We start from the raw sequence: 16,236 nt of genomic DNA, 5'->3' as shown, positions 1-16,236 counted from the left end.
CCACGTCTGAGCCCACGTGCAGGTAGTTCTTTCTGCCGATCGCCACGCCACGCAGGGCGCGCTCAGCCGTGTTGTCGTGCGCGTCAATACGCCTGTCATCAACGAAGTTCGTCAGCGCCGTCCAGTTGCTCAAGGAGTAGCCGATGGCCAAGGCCAGCGGCGACTTCGCCGACACCTGCGCCAACGTCTCGTTCATCCAGGATTTGAGCTCCCTAAGTACAGGCACCGAGCGCACCTGGCGCATTCGTCGTCGTCGCAGTGCCGAGCGCCCGTTCACCTCGGCCTCGACCTTGAACAGCTCGCCAATGCGCACCAAGCCCTGGTGCGCCAGCGTGCCCGGCAGGCGCTGCTGTTTGACGTGCAGGTCCCACAGCTTTCTGCGGGCGTGGCTCCAACACCCAGCCTCCGTGACCCGGCCGTCTTTGTAGATCGCGTTCTAGCCGGCGAACGCGTCGGCTTGCAGCACGCCTTGGAAGTTCTTCAGGTGCCGCGCAGTGTGCTCGCCCTTGCGGTCGGCAGAGTATTGGAACCACACCGCCGGCGGCGCCTGGTCGCCGCTGGGGCGGTCATCGCGAACATAAACCCACAGCCGACCCGTGTGGGCCTTGTTGCCCTTGCCGCCCAGCGCGCGGATCGGTGTGTCGTCGCCGTGGACCTTGTGCGCTCGAAGCACGTAGCGGCCCACCGCCTCGGCCAGCGGTGTCAACAATGCACCGCAATTGGTCACCAAGCATCCCCGCCAGGCTGCCGGCAAACCCCAGTGCGCAAGCAACACCAGCGACGAGCATGGCCGCGCTGCGAACTTGCTTGAGGTCGTGAATGCTGGTCACTGGCGTCGCTTTGAATCGTTGTTCATGGCTGCACGCGAACCGTAGCGTCTTGATGGTCGAGTGTCAAAGGCTAGGCCGACATGCCTGCGCGCCCGGCATTCATGGCGGTGCAGAGCAATGGGACAAATTTGGGACAACGACCCGGGGGATTTGCTCTAAAACGACATGAATGCCGATCAAAAGTAAAAAAGCCCAAGTGCTTGATTCACTTGGGCTTTTCCGTTTTTTGCCTGGTCGGGGTGAGAGGATTCGAACCTCCGGCCTCTACGTCCCGAACGTAGCGCTCTACCAGGCTAAGCTACACCCCGATGCCTTTGCTGATTACCACTTCAGGAGTGGCGCTCAACTGACTGAATTGCGAATTCTAGCAGAGATTCTGACCACTTGTTGCGAGGCAGCAGCTTGAGGCACTCTCCGGCGTGCTGCGCCTCAGTGCGGGCGGCTTCGCGGGTGGATTCCAGTGCGCCTGTGGAGCGCACGATGGCGACGATGTCCTGCAGCTTGTCGAGCTCGCCTTCCTCGATAGCGTGGCGCAACAGCGCGCGTTGCTCCGGCGTGGCGCGTTCCATCGCGATCAGCAGCGGCAGCGTCGTCTTGCCTTCGCGCAGGTCATCGCCGATGTTCTTGCCGAGTTCGTGCGTATCACCTTCGTAGTCCAGCACGTCGTCGATGAGCTGGAACGCCGTGCCCAGTGCGCGCCCGTAGCCGGCGCAGGCGTCTTCGATCTCGGGTGACGCATTCGCGAGCACAGCGCCCAGTCGCGCGCTGGCTTCGAACAGCTTGGCGGTCTTGAAGCGGATGACGCGCAGGTAGCTCTCGACGGTGATGTCGGGGTCGTGCATGTTCATCAACTGCAGGACCTCTCCCTCGGCGATGACGTTGGTCGCCTCGGCCAGCACTTCCAGCACGCGCATGCGGTCGACCGAGACCATCATCTGGAAAGCGCGCGAGTACAGGAAGTCGCCCACCAATACGCTGGCGGCGTTGCCGAACAGTGCGTTGGCGGTCGGCTTGCCGCGACGCAGCGACGATTCGTCGACGACGTCGTCATGCAGCAGCGTGGCGGTGTGGATGAACTCGACGACGGCCGCCAGTTCAAGGCGCGCTGCGCCCTCGAAGCCCAGTGCATTGGCGAACAGCAGCACGAGCTTGGGGCGCATGCGCTTGCCGCCGGCATGCACGATGTATTGGGCGATCTGGTCGATCAGCGCGACCTCGGAGCTCAGGCGCTGCGCGATCACTGCGTCGACCTGCGCCATTTCGGCGGTCAGCAGGGCGAGTGCCTCGGCAATTTGGGGTGGGGGCGAGGCAGACTCGACGCGCACTCTTGTCTCTCAAGCGAAGAAATTCGCGATTGTAGTGACCGCCGTTGCATTGTTCGTGGCGCTTGTCTGGCTTGATGTTGTCGGTCCGCGCGAGGGCCCGCATTGCTCTTGGCGTAAAGATGCGGGTATACTCGCGGGCTCTTTGCAATTCGTGTGCCTGGCGTACTGGTGTGTGCGATGTTGCTGAGAGCATCAAAAACCCACAAAAAGGCTGAACAAAGCGCGGTGGCTCAAGCTGCGGCGGCAGTTCGGTGATGCACCTTCGGGTGTGAAAGGAAGTTTATGTACGCAGTCATCAAGACTGGCGGCAAGCAATACAAGGTTGCTGCCGGCGAGAAGATCAAGGTCGAGCTGCTCGACGCTGAAGTTGGCGCTGTGGTCACTCTGGACCAAGTGCTGGCTGTTGGTAGCGGCGACGGCCTGACCGTTGGCGCGCCGCTGGTGGCTGGTGCCACCGTCAGCGCCACGGTTGTCAGCCATGGCAAGCACGACAAGGTTCGCATCTTCAAGCTGCGCCGTCGCAAGCACTACAAGAAGAGCCAGGGCCATCGCCAGAACTACACCGAGCTGGAAATCAGCGCGGTGAACGGCTGATCCCAACCTCTTCTTACGCTAATTTCTAGGAGCTAAACATGGCACAGAAAAAGGGCGGCGGTTCTACACGGAACGGCCGCGACTCCAAGCCCAAGATGCTGGGCGTCAAGGCTTACGGCGGTGAACTGATCTCCGCTGGCTCGATCATCGTCCGCCAGCGCGGCACGAAGTTCCACCCCGGCGTCAACGTCGGCATCGGCAAGGACCACACGCTGTTCGCGCTGGTTGATGGCCACGTGAGCTTCACCGTCAAGGGCGCCAACAACCGTTCGACGGTTGTCGTGACCCCGCTGGCTGCCTAAGGCAACAGCGATTGCGGGCGAACACATCGCCCGACACACGAGCCCCGGCCTGCCGGGGCTTTGTCATTTCTGAAGTCTGGCGCGTTGCACGACGGTGCGCCGGATTCAACCCAGCCATTACGATGGCCAAACGCCATGAAATTCGTTGACGAAGCCACCATCGATGTTGCCGCCGGGAACGGTGGAGCTGGCTGCGCGAGCTTTCGCCGCGAAAAGTTCATTCCGTTTGGCGGGCCCGACGGTGGTGATGGCGGCAAGGGTGGCAGCGTCTGGGCCGAGGCCGACCGCAACCTGAATACGCTGATCGACTACCGCTACGCGCGCCGCCATGAGGCGCGCAACGGCGAGGCCGGGCGAGGCTCTGACTGCTTCGGTGCAGCCGCCGACGACATCGTGCTGCGCATGCCGGTCGGCACCATCATCACGGACCTGGGAACCGAGTCCGTCATTGGCGAATTGTTGGAGCAGGGCGAGCGCATCCTGCTGTGCAAGGGCGGCGACGGCGGCTTCGGCAACCTGCATTTCAAGACGTCGACGAATCGCGCGCCGCGGCAGAAGACGCCGGGCTGGCCGGGTGAGATCAAGAAGGTGCGGCTGGAGCTGCGCGTGCTGGCCGACGTGGGCCTGCTGGGTCAGCCAAACGCGGGCAAGTCCACGCTGATCACGGCGGTCTCCAACGCCCGGCCGAAGATCGCCGACTATCCGTTCACGACGCTGCACCCCAACCTGGGGGTCGTTCGCGTCGCGCCGGAGAAGAGCTTCGTTGTCGCCGACATTCCCGGCCTCATTGAGGGCGCGGCGGAAGGCGCCGGCCTGGGCCACCAGTTCCTGCGCCATCTGCAGCGCACGCGGCTGCTGCTGCATGTCGTCGACCTGGCACCGTTCGACCCCGAGGTCGATCCCGTCAAGGAAGCCAAGGCCATCGTCGCGGAACTGAAGAAGTACGACGCCGAGCTGCACGCCAAGCCGCGCTGGCTGGTTCTGAACAAGCTGGACATGGTGCCCGATGACGAGCGCGCTGCGCGCGTGAAGGACTTCGTCAAGCGCTACAAGTGGAAGGGCCCGGTCTTCGAGATCTCGGCACTGACCCGCGAAGGCTGCCAGCCGCTGATCCATGCGATCTACGACCACGTTGCCGCCGAGCAGCGCGTCATCGAAGAGCGCGATGTCCGTTTCGATTCCCCTGATCCTGCCGAATGAGTTTGCTGTCCAGCGCGCGCCGTATCGTTGTCAAAGTCGGTTCCAGCCTCGTCACCAACGAGGGCCGCGGCGTGGATGCCGAGGCGATTGCGAACTGGAGCCGCCAGCTGGCGGCCTTGGCGGGCGAGGGGCGTGAGCTGGTCATGGTGTCCAGCGGCGCGATTGCCGAGGGCATGAAGCGCCTGGGCTGGACGACACGGCCCAAGGAACTGCATGAGCTGCAGGCCGCCGCTGCGGTCGGCCAGATGGGCTTGGCGCAGATGTACGAGAGCCAGCTCAGCGCACATGGCATGCACAGCGCGCAGGTGCTGCTGACGCACGCCGATCTGGCCGACCGCGAGCGCTACCTGAACGCGCGCTCGACGCTGCTGACGCTGATGGCGCACAGCGTGCTGCCGGTCATCAACGAGAACGACACGGTCGTCAATGACGAAATCAAGTTCGGCGACAACGACACGCTGGGCGCGCTGGTGGCCAACCTTGTCGAGGCCGATGCGCTGGTCATCCTGACCGATCAGCGCGGCCTGTATTCGGCCGACCCGCGCAAGGACCCGAACGCCCGCTTTATCGACAACGCCCAAGCCGGCGATCCCGAGCTGGAGTTGATGGCCGGCGGCGCCGGGTCCAGCATCGGCCGCGGCGGCATGCTGACCAAGATCCTCGCGGCCAAGCGGGCCTCCGGAAGCGGCGCGGGGACCGTCATCGCCTGGGGGCGTGAGCCCGACGTGCTGCTGCGACTGGCGCGCGGCGAGGCAATCGGCACGGCGCTGCACGCCGCCACCGCCAAGCTGCAGGCGCGCAAGCAGTGGATGGTCGATCACCTGCAGATGCGCGGCGCCGTGACGGTGGACGCCGGTGCCGTGACCAAGCTGCGAGGCGAGGGCAAGAGCCTGCTGCCCATCGGCGTCACCGAGGTGCAGGGTGACTTCCACCGCGGCGACGTCATCGCCGTGCTGGCGCCGGATGGCACCGAGCTGGCGCGTGGGCTGGCGAACTACTCGGGCGCCGAGTCGCGGCTCATCGCACGCAAGCCATCATCGGAATTCGAGAGCCTGCTGGGTTATGCGGCCGAGCCGGAACTGATCCACCGCGACAACCTGGTGCTTCGCTAGGCGGGCTCGCCCCGCGCCACCTGGCAGGTCAGGCCGGTGGATCGCTTTTGGCGGGCGCCGCATCCAGTGGCGCGGGCGCGCTGTGCCGTTCCCGATGGGCCGGCCGCATGCCGGCGCGCAGATAGCGGTTGTGGTGGTTGATGCGGGGCAAGAAGCGGGCGAGCTCGGTCAGCGCCATCTCGTAGACGCCGCGCTTGAACTCGATGACGGCTTCCAGCGGCACCCAGTACTCGTTCCAGCGCCAGGCGTCGAACTCGGGGTGATCAGTGGCGCGCAGGTTGACGTCGGAGTCGCGCCCGGCCATCTGCAGCAGGAACCAGATCTGCTTCTGGCCGCGGTAGTGGCCGCGCGCGTCGCGTCGGATGAAATGCTCAGGCACTTCATAGCGTAGCCAGTCACGCGTTCGCGCAAGGATGCGCACATGCTCTGGTGTGAGCCCCACTTCTTCGTGGAGCTCTCGGAACATCGCCTGCTCTGGCGTCTCACCGTGTTTGATGCCCCCTTGCGGGAACTGCCACGAATGCGTCCGGATGCGTTTGCCCCAGAACACCTCGTTGCGCTGGTTGAGCAGGATGATGCCGACGTTGGGGCGGAAGCCTTCACGGTCGAGCATAATCAACCTCAAATCTCTAGTTGGTTCGATTATTGCATCGGGCCGCGATCGCGGTAGCGCCCTCGCTAACCCGAAGATTTCTCTCCTTTTTGTCGTGACTTGGCCGGGTTTTCACCCGGCCTTCGCATTCCAGCCCCGCCATGAAAGCCTCCCAGTTCTTCATCTCCACCCTCAAGGAAGCGCCCGCGGACGCGGAGATCGTCAGCCACAAGCTGATGATGCGCGCGGGCATGATCAAGCGCCTGGGCGCCGGCATTTACAACTACATGCCCATGGGCCTGCGGGTGATCCGCAAGGTTGAGAAGATCATCCGCGAGGAGATGGACGCGGCTGGTGCTGTCGAGTGCCTGATGCCCGTCATCCAGCCCGCCGAGCTGTGGCAGGAGACCGGCCGCTTCGACAAGATGGGCCCGGAGCTGCTGCGCGTGAAGGATCGCCATGGCCGTGACTTCATCGTGCAGCCGACGAGCGAGGAAGTCATCACCGACATCGCCCGCCAGGAGCTGCGCTCCTACCGCCAGCTGCCGAAAAACTTCTATCACATCCAGACCAAGTTCCGCGACGAGCGCCGTCCGCGCTTCGGCCTGATGCGTGGCCGCGAGTTCACGATGAAGGACGCCTACTCCTTCGACCGTGACGTGGAGTCCGCCGGCCGCAGCTACGACAACATGTACGCGGCCTACTGCAAGATCTTCGAGCGCTTCGGCCTGGAGTACCGCGCCGTAGCGGCCGACACCGGCGCCATCGGCGGCGACCGCTCGCACGAGTTCCAGGTCATCGCCGAGACCGGCGAGGACGCCATCGTCTACTGCCCCACCAGCGACTACGCGGCCAACATCGAGCTGGCCGAAGGCGTGGCGCTGACGGCTGAACGTGGGGCGGCGACTCAGCCGCTGGTCAAGACGCCTACGCCGGGCAAGAGCACCTGCGCTGATGTCGCTGAACTGCTGGGCCTGCCGCTGGCGCAGACCGTCAAGTCGCTGGTGCTGGCTACTGACGAGCTGGACAAGGACGGCACTATCGTCAAGAGTCAGGTCTGGCTGCTGCTGGTGCGTGGCGACCATGAGCTCAACGAAGTCAAGGCCGGCAAGGTCGAAGGCCTGAAGGGCGGCTTCCGCTTCGCGACGGGCGCCGAGATCGACGCGCACTTCGGCTGCAAGCCCGGCTATCTGGGCCCCATCGGCCTGAAGGCGCCGTTGAAGATCGTCGCCGATCGCACGGTAGCCAACATGGCCGATTTCGTCTGCGGTGCCAACGAGGTGGACTTCCACTTCACCGGCGTCAACTGGGGCCGTGACCTGCCCGAGCCCGATGTCGTGGCCGACATTCGCAACGTTGTCGCCGGTGATCCGTCGCCCGACGGCAAAGGCGTGCTCGCCATCCAGCGCGGCATCGAGGTGGGCCATGTGTTCTACCTGGGTACCAAGTACTCGGCCGCGATGAACGCGACCTTCCTGGACGTCAACGGCAAGCCCGCGCTGCTGGAGATGGGCTGCTACGGCATCGGCGTGACCCGCATCCTGGGTGCCGCCATCGAGCAGAACCACGATGCGCGCGGCATCATCTGGCCGGACTCGATCGCACCGTTCACGGTCGTCGTCTGCCCCATCGGCGCGGATCGCAGCGAGGACGTCAAGGTCGCCGCCGACAAGCTCTACGGTGAGCTGAAGGCGCTGGGCGTGGACGTGCTGCTGGACGACCGCGGTGAGCGCCCGGGCGCGATGTTCGCGGACTGGGAATTGATCGGCGTGCCGCATCGCGTGGTGTTGGGCGATCGCGGCCTCAAGGAAGGCCAGGTCGAGTACCAGGGCCGCCGCGATGAGGCGGCGACCAAGGTGGCCGTGGCGGACATCGTGGCCCACCTGAAGGGCAAGCTCAAGCTTTGAAGCGCCGGCTTCTGCTGCTGGTCGGGCTGGGCGCGCCGCTGCTGGCGCGGGCCGGGGCGCAGGTGGAGGAGCCGCTGGCCGACTCCATCCGCTCGGCGCTCAGCGCCTCCATCGCGCAGGCCGCACCGCCGCGCCCGCGGTTCGACGACCCCAACGCGCGCGTAGCCTACCTGCGCTGGCTGGGCGAGATGAGCGAGCGTCTCAAGAAGCGCAAGACCGAGACGCAGATCCGCATCGAGTTCCTGGAGACGGTCTGGTACGAGGCCAAGCGCGCGGGCCTGGAGCCCGGGCTGGTGCTGGGGCTGATCCAGGTCGAGAGCGGCTTTCGCAAGTACGCGATCAGCACGGCCGGCGCGCGTGGCTACATGCAGGTCATGCCGTTCTGGACGCGCGTGATCGGCGACGGCAACGCCTCGACGCTGTTCCATATGCAGACCAACCTGCGTTTCGGCTGCGTGATCCTGCGGCACTATCTGGATCGGGAGAAGGGCGACCTGTTCCTGGCGCTAGGCCGCTACAACGGCAGCCGTGGCCGCGCGGAGTACCCCAACGCCGTGTTTGCTGCGCGGCGCCAGTGGCTGCTGCCCGGCGAGCGTTAGCGCGCCGTCTGCGCATGGCTTTCGGCCCGCAGGCGCAGGCCGGTTAGGCTTGAGGACTTCGTCCACAAGACACCACCCCATGCCCGCTGCCAAACGCTTCGCGCCCCTGCTCCTGTCCGTCCTGCTGGCCGCCGGCCTGAGCCAGGCCCAGACCCCCGCCGGCAACCCGCTGCTGACGCTCAGCCCGCTGCCGTTGCAGTACCCGCAGTTCGACAAGGTGCGCGACGAGCACTTCGCGCCGGCGCTGGATCGCGGCATGGCCGAGCAGTTGGTCGAGATCCAGGCCATCGCGGACAACCCCGCCGCGCCGACCTTCGAAAACACCCTGGTGGCTTGGGAGCAAAGCGGCCGGCTGCTGGGCCGCACGACGACGCTGCTGTTCGCGCTGATCGGTGCCGATGTCACGCCCGCCCGCCAGAAGCTGCAGACCGACTACGCCGCCAAGCTGGCCGCGCAGCGCGACGCGGTGCTGCTCAACCCCAGGCTTTTTGCGCGTGTGGAGGCGCTGTACGCCGCCCGTGACAAGGCGGCCCCGAATGCCGAGGCCAAGCGCCTGATCGAGCGCTACCGTCGCGAGATGGTGCGCGCCGGCGCACTGCTCAATGACGAGCAGAAGGCCCGCATGCGGGCCATCAATGCCGAGCTGGCCACGCTGGGTGCCAGCTTCAGCAAGGCGGTGCTGGCCGAGGTCAATGACTCTGCCGTGGTGGTCGACAGCGTGCAGGAGCTGGACGGCCTGAGCCCTGGCCAGATTGCCGCTGCCGCCGAGGCCGCGAAGAAGCGTGGCCTGGAAGGCAAGTACGTCATCGCGTTGCTCAACACCACCATCCAGCCCTTTGAAGCCGCACTGCACAACCGTGCCTTGCGCGAGCGCCTGCACCGGGCGTCGGTGGACCGTGGCGCCCGCGGCAATGGCTTCGACACGCGCGCGACGGTCGCCCGTGTGATCGCCTTGCGCCAGGAGCGCGCGGCGCTGCTGGGCCATGCCTCGCCAGCCGCCTTTGTGCTGGAGGACGAGACGGCAGGCACGCCGGCTGCCGTCAATGCCCTGCTGCGCAAGCTCGCGCCGGCGGCGCTGGCGTCGGCCAAGCAGGAGGCTGCCGAGCTGCAGAAGCTCATCGACCGCGAGCAAGCCGCCAAGGGCCAGCCCAGCTTTGCGCTGCAGGCCTGGGACTGGAGCTACTACGCCGAGAAGCTGCGTGCGGCCAAGTACGGCTTCGACGAGAGCCAGCTCAAGCCCTACCTGGAGTTGACCAGCGTGTTGGAGCGCGGCGTGTTCTTCGCCGCCGAGAAGCTGTACGGCATCACGTTCAAGCGGCGTACGGACCTGCCGGTGTACCAGAACGACGTGATGGTCTATGACGTCTTCGACACCGACGGCAAGCCGCTGGCCATCTTCATCGCCGACATGTACGCGCGGCCAGCCAAGCGCGGTGGCGCCTGGGCGAATGCCTATGTGGGGCAGAACGCCTTGGAGGGTACGCAGCCGGTCATTGCCAACCACCTCAACGTGCCCAAGCCGCCGGCCGGCCAGCCCACACTGCTGACCTGGGACGAGGTCAACACGCTGTTCCACGAGTTCGGCCATGCCCTGCACGGCATGTTCAACAAGAGCCGCTACCCCAGCCTGGCGCGCACGCCGCGTGATTTCGTCGAGTACCCCTCGCAGGTCAACGAAGTCTGGGCCGACTGGCCCAGCGTGCTGGCCAACTACGCCAAGCACCACCAGACCGGCGCGCCCATGCCGCGCGAGTTGCTGGACAAGGTGGCGCGTGCCCAGCGCTTCAACCAGGGCTACACGACGCTGTCTTACCTGCAGTCGGCCCTGCTGGACCAGCGCCTGCACCAGGCCAGCCAGGCCCCGGTGGCCGCCACGCTGATGGAGGATGAGGCCCGCGTGCTGCAGGAAGAGGGCGTGGCCTTCGCCCCGGTGCCGCCGCGTTACCGCACGCCGTATTTCAGCCACATCATGGGCGGCTACGCGGCGGGCTACTACGCCTACATCTGGAGCGAGGTGCTGGACGCCAACACCGTGGAATGGCTGCAGGCCAAGGGCGGCCTCCAGCGGGCCAACGGCGACGCACTCCGCGCCAAGCTGCTGTCGCGTGGCGGCAGCGAGGACGCGATGGTGTTGTTCCGCAACCTCGTGGGCCGGGAGCCGCGTATTGAGCCGCTGCTCGAGCGGCGTGGATTGGTGGTCGCCAAGCCCTGAGCGACGATTCAGGCCCGGGCCGCCAGTGAACCCGGGTAGGTCAGCGTGCTCGCCGTCGCGGACACCGAGAAGCTGACGCTGGCCGTGCCAGCCTGCTGCATCAGCGAGGTGTAGAGCGCCATGACGCCACCGGTGCTCCGGGCCGCCTTGGCAGCCTGCGAGATGGCGGCGCTCTGCTGCAGCGTCGTCGACAGCTGCAGCGCCTCCTTGGCCTGCGTCGCGATGCGGTTGGCGAACGAGGGCCGGCTGGTGTCGGCCTTCAGAAAGGCTTGCGTGGCGGCCTTGTCGGCCTCGCTGCCCTTGACGTCCACGCTGCCGTCGCTCTTGATGGTGAACTCGATGGCGCCGGTCAGCTTGACGCCGGCTTTCTCCATCGCCGCACGCAGGTCAGCGGCAAGCGTCTTTTGGCGGTCTTCCAGCGTCTGGATCGCGCCGGCGTTCCTGGCCATACCGCTCACCCGCTGCATCGCGGCAGGCGAGAGGGTGGTGCTGGCCGACTTGCCGCTGGACGCGGTGGCCTTGCTGCTGTCCTGCCCTTGCGTGGACAGATAGCCGAGCAGTGCGCTGTTGATGCTGGAAACCATGGTGCCGGCATGGTGCGGCACCGGCCCGCAGCCTAACGCTGCAACAGCGGCGGAATGGCCACGCTCCTTGGGCGATGCCGTGCTACAGCCCCGCCCAGACCTTGGGCTGCGCCTGCGCGATACCGGCCAGCTCCAGCACCCGCTCCACCGTCTCATTGACCATCTCGTCGATGTTCTTGGGGTGGTGGTAGAAGGCTGGAAGCGGCGGGAAGCAGATGCCGCCCATCTCCGTCACGGCCACCATGTTGCGCAGGTGGGCCAGGTTGAACGGCGTCTCGCGGACCATCAGGATGAGCTTGCGACGCTCCTTCAGCGTCACGTCCGCGGCGCGCGTCAGCAGGTTGTCGCCCAGGCCATGCGCGATCGCGGCCAGCGACTTCATCGAGCAGGGCGACACCACCATTGCGGCGGTCGAGAAGCTGCCGCTGGCAATGCAGGCGCCGACATCGCCGGGCGAGTGGGCGTGGCTGGCCTCGGCCTCAAGCGAGGAGCGGTCCAGCCCCAGCTCGTGGTGAGCGTTCAGGATGCCGGCAGGCGTGGCGACGAGGTGGGTCTCCACGCCCAGCTCGCGCGCACGGCGCAGCAGGCGCAGCGCGTAGGCCGCGCCGGTGGCGCCGGTCAGCCCGACAACCAGTCTCTGAGTCATCAGGCGGCCGAAAGCGCCTGCTGCAGCTCACCCGACTCGTACATCTCCATCATGATGTCCGAGCCGCCGACGAATTCGCCGTTGATGTAGAGCTGCGGGATGGTGGGCCAGTTGGCGTAGTCCTTGATGCCCTGGCGCACGGCCTCGTCTTCCAGCACGTTGAAGGTCTTGATGTCGGTGGCGCCGGCAGCCTTCAGGATCTGGATGGCGCGGCCAGAGAAGCCGCACATCGGGAACTGGGCCGTGCCCTTCATGAAGAGCATGACGCGGTTGGACTTGACCAGGTCGTCAATGCGTTGCTGAACGTCGCTCATGGGGATCTCGGGTTTGTGAGGAAACCCGGATTATCCGAGACGGCGGCCGGCCGGGCTCAATAGCTGTAGGCCAGGCCCAGCTGCAGCAAGGGCTTGAAGCGCAGGTCGCGCATGGCGTCCTCGAAGCCCTGGGCCGCGCTGCGCCCCAGGCGCAGGCCGCCCAGATTGCCGGACATCAGGCCCAGGTCGGCGCTGAAGGCCAAGCCGCTGCCCTCCAGGCGGCCGGTGTAGCCGATGCCCACGTAGGACAGGCTGCTGCCATGGCCCAGCGCCTCGTTGTCTAGTCGGCTCAGCGACACGCTGCGCCTGCCGGCGGACAGCATGCCGCCGCCCAGTGCGAGGCCGCTGCTGCTTTGCGAGATCGCAGCCGCGCCCAGCAGCACGCCGCCAGTGGCGCGCAGGCCGCCACTGACGCCGCTGAGGCCCGAGGTGGTGAGGTAGTAGTCACCCAGCAGGTTGGCACTGAGGATGCGCGAGCCGCCCAGACGGGGCGTGGCATCGGCGCTGGTGTCTGCGCTGCTGAGTTGCAGGCGGGCCTGCCAGCGCGTGCCGGCGGTGAGGTCGGCGAAGGCGGTGGCCGGCAGAACGGCAGAGAGGCTCAGGATGGCTGCGCGGGCGAGGCGGGACATGATCGACTCCTGCGCGGTGCGGGCGAGAGGGCACCGGGATTCGATACTACGCCGCCAATTCGTTCGAGGGAATGACGAACTGCTGGCAAAACATCACGCAGACCCGCGAGCGGGCGCCGCTTGTGGCGTGATCACCCCAGCCAGCAGCCGCCGCTGGCGCGTGCGCGGCCGGCCAGGTCGCGGCGCAGCGTCACGTGGGCCAAGCCCTGGGCGGCCAGGCGGGCGGCTATGGCGTCGGCCTGGTCCCAGCCGTGTTCCATCAGCAACCAGCCGCCCGCGTGCAGGTGGCCGGGCGCGCCGTCGATCAGGGCCTGCAAGTCGGACAGCCCATCGCCGCCGGGGGTCAGCGCGCTCAGCGGCTCGTGGCGCAGCGCGGGCAGGTGCGGGTCATCGCCGGCGATGTAGGGCGGGTTGCTGATGACGAGGTCGAAGCGCTCGCCTGCCAGCGGGGCGTACCAGCTGCCGTGGCGCCAGTCGATGTCCAGCGCCAGCCGCTCACCGTTCGCGCGGGCGACGGCCAGCGCGTCGGCGCTGACGTCGACGGCCGTGACCCGGGCGCGCGGGCAGGCGGCCTTGAGGGCCAGCGCGATGGCGCCGCTGCCGGTGCCGAGGTCGACGATGCAGGGCTCGCCGGGCAGCGCGGCCAGCCGTTCCAGCGCCCAGTCGACCAGCGTCTCGGTGTCGGGGCGCGGGATCAGCGTGGCGGGCGTGACAGCCAGCGTCAGGCCGTGGAAGGGCTGCCAGCCGGTCAGGTGGGCCAGCGGCTCGCCATCGGCCAGGCGGTGGAGCAGGCTCTCAGCGCCAGCAACGGGGGCGTCACCGTGTGTGACCAGCCATGCGCGGCCCTGGCCCGTCAGGTGGCCCAGCAGCGCCTGCGCGTCGCCGCGCTCCACGCCGAGCTGGCGGGCCAGGGCGAGGGCTTCGTCGACCGTCATGCGCGGCCGGCTTCCAGCTCGGCCAGCTGCTCGGCGGCCTGCGCGGCCAGCAGGCCCTGGATGACGTCGCTCAGGTCGCCGTCCATGATCTGCCCGAGCTTGTAGAGCGTCAGGTTGATGCGGTGATCGGTGAGGCGGCCCTGCGGGAAGTTGTAGGTGCGGATGCGGTCGCTGCGGTCGCCGGTGCCGATCAGGCCCTTGCGCGTAGCGGCCTCTTTGGCGGCGCGCTCGCTGCGCTCCTTCTCCTGGATGCGTGCCTGCAGCACCTGCAGCGCCTTGGCCTTGTTGCTGTGCTGGCTGCGGCCGTCCTGGCACTCGGCCACGATGCCGGTGGGCAGGTGGACGACGCGGACGGCCGAGTCCGTCTTGTTGATGTGCTGGCCGCCGGCGCCGCTGGCGCGGAAGGTGTCGATGCGCAGGTCGGCCGGGTTCAGCGTGATGGCCTCGGCCTCATCGGGCTCGGGCATCACGGCGATGGTGCAGGCGCTGGTGTGGATGCGGCCCTGGGTCTCGGTGGCCGGCACGCGTTGCACGCGGTGGCCGCCGGACTCGAACTTCAGGCGCCCGTAGACGCCGTCGCCTTCGACACGGACGACCAGTTCCTTGTAGCCGCCCAAGTCCGACACGTTCTCGGACAGGATCTCGGTGCGCCAGCCCTGGCTCTCGGCGAAGCGCAGATACATGCGCGCCAGATCACCCGCGAACAGCGCCGATTCGTCGCCGCCCGTGCCGGCGCGGATTTCGAGGAAGGCGTTGCGCTCGTCGTCCGGGTCCTTGGGGATCAGTGCGAGTTGCAGCTCCTGGTCGAGCGCGGTGAGCGCCGCTTCGTTGGCAGCGATCTCCTCGCGGGCCATGCCGGCCATCTCGGGGTCGTCCAGCATCTCGCGGGCGGCGGACAGGTCGGCCTCGTGCGCCTGATAACGGCGGTAGCGCTCGACGAGGGCCGACACCTCGGACTGCTCGCGGGTCAGCGCGCGGTAGCGCTTCATGTCCGACGCGATGCTGCCGTCGGCGAGGATGGTGTCCAGCTCGGCGAGGCGGAAGCCGAGGCGGTCGAACTGCTGGCGCAGGGAGTCTTTCATGGGCGGTGATCGAAGAAGCAGTCAGAGGCGGCGCCACGCAGGCGCCGGGCGGCGGCGGTGAGCGCCGCTAGGACTGCTTGTTGCGCAGGAACAGGCGCGAGACCGTCTGCGCCAGCTGCAAGCGCTGTTCGCCGTCGCTGGCGTGCAATTCGGCCAGCGTGCCGTGCAGCAGCTTCTGCGTGAGGCCCTTGGTGAGGGCGTCCAGCACCTCGTCGACATCTGCGCCCTTGGCCAGCAACTTGCGGGCGCGGGCCATTTCCACCGCGCGCCAGTCATCGGCCTGGGCGTGCAGGGCCTGGATCAGCGGCACCGAGTGGCGCTGGTCCAGCCAGTGCATGAAGCCTTGCACGCCGGTCTCGACGATGGCCTCAGCCTGCTCGACGGCGGCCTGGCGCTTCTCGCCGGCGGTCTGCACCTGCTGGGCGAGCTCGTCGACGGTGTAGAGGTAGACGTCGTCCAGCTGGGCGACCTCGGGCTCGATGTCGCGCGGCACGGCCAGGTCGACCATGAACATCGGGCGGTGCTTGCGCTTCTTGAGCGCGCGCTCGACGGCGCCCAGGCCGATCAGCGGCAGGCTGGACGCGGTGCAACTCACGACGATGTCGAACTCGTGCAGGCGCTCGGGCAGGTCGGACAGGCGCAGCGCCTCGGCGCCGAAGTGCGTGGCCAGCTTTTCGCCGCGCTCCAGCGTGCGGTTCGCCACAGCCATGTGGCGCGGCGTGCGGGCGGCGAAGTGCGTCGCCGTCAGCTCGATCATCTCGCCCGCGCCGACGAAGAGCACGCGGGTCTGCGCCAGGTCCTCGAACAGCTGGCTGGCCAGGCGCACGGCTGCGGCGGCCATGCTGATGGAGTGAGCGCCGATCTCGGTGGAGCTGCGCACTTCCTTGGCCACCGAGAAGCTGCGCTGGAACAGCTGATGCAGCGTGGTGCCCAGCGCACCGGCGGCTTCGGCCTCCTTCACGGCCTGCTTCATCTGGCCGAGGATCTGGGGCTCGCCCAGCACCATGGAGTCCAGCCCGCTGGCGACGCGGAAGGCGTGGCGCGCGGCGGCGCTGCCCTGCATCACAAAGGCATGTTCGCGCAGTGCGCCGGCATCCACGCCGCCGGTCTGCGCGAGCCAGGCGATGGCAGGCTGCACCTGGGTCGACGGCGCGGCCACATAGAGCTCGGTGCGGTTGCAGGTCGACAGGATGGCGGCCTCCGGCGCGCCGGGCAGCTTCTGGCGGAGGCCGGCCAGCGACGGGGCGAGCTGCTCCAGCGTGAACGCAAACCGCCCGCGCAGATCCAGCGGGGCAGTGTGGTGGTTCAGGCCGAGAGCGAAGACCGACATGGGTGGCAATTGTAGGATTCGCGGCCTTCGCCGCCCCTGACAC

The 16,236-nt window shown here is 67.3% G+C and carries 16 protein-coding genes, 1 tRNA gene and 1 pseudogene; 7 read left to right on the top strand and 11 right to left on the bottom strand.

What is annotated here, in order from left to right; translation table 11 throughout:
* Positions 1-4 precede the first annotated feature (4 nt).
* The 3 genes and pseudogenes from tnpC to ACG0Z3_RS12540 all read right to left on the bottom strand — a co-directional run.
* Positions 5-727, bottom strand: a pseudogene (gene tnpC / locus ACG0Z3_RS12550) (IS66 family transposase); the annotation flags it as partial.
* 334 nt (positions 728-1,061) lie between these two features.
* Positions 1,062-1,138: transfer RNA gene (locus ACG0Z3_RS12545), tRNA-Pro, on the bottom strand.
* Between the two features lie 21 nt (positions 1,139-1,159).
* Entirely contained in the window at positions 1,160-2,089 is a 930-nt protein-coding gene (locus tag ACG0Z3_RS12540) for a polyprenyl synthetase family protein (protein ID WP_394398235.1), read from the bottom strand.
* Positions 2,090-2,437: 348 nt separating this feature from the next.
* Here ACG0Z3_RS12540 and rplU point away from each other — a divergent pair, with 348 nt between their 5' ends.
* The 4 genes from rplU to proB all read left to right on the top strand — a co-directional run bounded on the left by rplU (position 2,438) and on the right by proB (position 5,363).
* The gene (rplU, locus tag ACG0Z3_RS12535; protein WP_268165086.1) at positions 2,438-2,749 is read left to right on the top strand and encodes a 50S ribosomal protein L21; all 312 of its coding nucleotides are present in this window, start codon (positions 2,438-2,440) and stop codon (positions 2,747-2,749) included.
* Positions 2,750-2,787: 38 nt separating this feature from the next.
* Positions 2,788-3,051: a 50S ribosomal protein L27 gene (gene rpmA, locus ACG0Z3_RS12530; protein WP_119043685.1), complete on the top strand. Its 264-nt coding sequence runs from the start codon at positions 2,788-2,790 to the stop codon at positions 3,049-3,051.
* Positions 3,052-3,186: 135 nt separating this feature from the next.
* Positions 3,187-4,251 carry a GTPase ObgE gene (gene obgE, locus ACG0Z3_RS12525; protein ID WP_394397826.1) on the top strand — a complete coding sequence of 355 codons (1,065 nt, stop codon included), beginning with the start codon at positions 3,187-3,189 and terminating at the stop codon, positions 4,249-4,251.
* Entirely contained in the window at positions 4,248-5,363 is a 1,116-nt protein-coding gene (gene proB / locus ACG0Z3_RS12520) for a glutamate 5-kinase (protein ID WP_394397825.1), read from the top strand. The genes obgE and proB overlap by 4 nt, the downstream gene beginning before the upstream one ends.
* A 28-nt stretch (positions 5,364-5,391) precedes the next feature.
* On the opposite strand, the gene ACG0Z3_RS12515 is transcribed toward proB, so the two are convergent.
* Complete coding sequence (locus ACG0Z3_RS12515; RefSeq protein WP_394397824.1) at positions 5,392-5,976, bottom strand: RNA pyrophosphohydrolase; 585 nt, start codon at positions 5,974-5,976, stop codon at positions 5,392-5,394.
* Between the two features lie 140 nt (positions 5,977-6,116).
* Between ACG0Z3_RS12515 and ACG0Z3_RS12510 the strand changes: the two genes are divergently transcribed.
* The 3 genes from ACG0Z3_RS12510 to ACG0Z3_RS12500 all read left to right on the top strand — a co-directional run bounded on the left by ACG0Z3_RS12510 (position 6,117) and on the right by ACG0Z3_RS12500 (position 10,673).
* Positions 6,117-7,862 (top strand): proline--tRNA ligase, encoded by a 1,746-nt coding sequence (locus tag ACG0Z3_RS12510; protein WP_394397823.1) that lies wholly within the window; start codon positions 6,117-6,119, stop codon positions 7,860-7,862.
* Positions 7,859-8,461 carry a lytic transglycosylase domain-containing protein gene (locus tag ACG0Z3_RS12505; protein WP_394397822.1) on the top strand — a complete coding sequence of 201 codons (603 nt, stop codon included), beginning with the start codon at positions 7,859-7,861 and terminating at the stop codon, positions 8,459-8,461. Before ACG0Z3_RS12510 ends, ACG0Z3_RS12505 begins: the two co-directional genes overlap by 4 nt.
* Before the next feature lie 79 nt (positions 8,462-8,540).
* A complete protein-coding gene (locus ACG0Z3_RS12500; RefSeq protein WP_394397821.1) occupies positions 8,541-10,673 on the top strand; it encodes a M3 family metallopeptidase in 2,133 nt (710 codons plus the stop codon).
* Positions 10,674-10,681: 8 nt separating this feature from the next.
* On the opposite strand, the gene ACG0Z3_RS12495 is transcribed toward ACG0Z3_RS12500, so the two are convergent.
* The 7 genes from ACG0Z3_RS12495 to hemA form a co-directional block, all read right to left on the bottom strand.
* Positions 10,682-11,257, bottom strand: coding sequence for a hypothetical protein (locus ACG0Z3_RS12495; RefSeq protein ID WP_394397820.1), 576 nt, complete (start codon positions 11,255-11,257; stop codon positions 10,682-10,684).
* Between the two features lie 82 nt (positions 11,258-11,339).
* Positions 11,340-11,903, bottom strand: coding sequence for a UbiX family flavin prenyltransferase (locus ACG0Z3_RS12490; RefSeq protein WP_394397819.1), 564 nt, complete (start codon positions 11,901-11,903; stop codon positions 11,340-11,342).
* The gene (gene grxD, locus ACG0Z3_RS12485; protein ID WP_268165094.1) at positions 11,903-12,217 is read right to left on the bottom strand and encodes a Grx4 family monothiol glutaredoxin; all 315 of its coding nucleotides are present in this window, start codon (positions 12,215-12,217) and stop codon (positions 11,903-11,905) included. Before grxD ends, ACG0Z3_RS12490 begins: the two co-directional genes overlap by 1 nt.
* Positions 12,218-12,273: 56 nt before the next feature.
* A complete protein-coding gene (locus ACG0Z3_RS12480; protein WP_394397818.1) occupies positions 12,274-12,846 on the bottom strand; it encodes a hypothetical protein in 573 nt (190 codons plus the stop codon).
* Between the two features lie 131 nt (positions 12,847-12,977).
* Complete coding sequence (gene prmC / locus ACG0Z3_RS12475) at positions 12,978-13,781, bottom strand: peptide chain release factor N(5)-glutamine methyltransferase (RefSeq protein WP_394397817.1); 804 nt, start codon at positions 13,779-13,781, stop codon at positions 12,978-12,980.
* A complete protein-coding gene (prfA, locus tag ACG0Z3_RS12470; RefSeq protein ID WP_394397816.1) occupies positions 13,778-14,863 on the bottom strand; it encodes a peptide chain release factor 1 in 1,086 nt (361 codons plus the stop codon). Before prfA ends, prmC begins: the two co-directional genes overlap by 4 nt.
* Before the next feature lie 67 nt (positions 14,864-14,930).
* A complete protein-coding gene (gene hemA / locus ACG0Z3_RS12465) occupies positions 14,931-16,193 on the bottom strand; it encodes a glutamyl-tRNA reductase (RefSeq protein WP_394397815.1) in 1,263 nt (420 codons plus the stop codon).
* Positions 16,194-16,236 lie beyond the last annotated feature (43 nt).

It is taken from the genome of Pelomonas margarita (genome assembly GCF_043555875.1).
Taxonomy (GTDB): domain Bacteria; phylum Pseudomonadota; class Gammaproteobacteria; order Burkholderiales; family Burkholderiaceae_C; genus Pelomonas; species Pelomonas margarita.
This window is presented reverse-complemented; position numbering and strand designations above follow the sequence as displayed.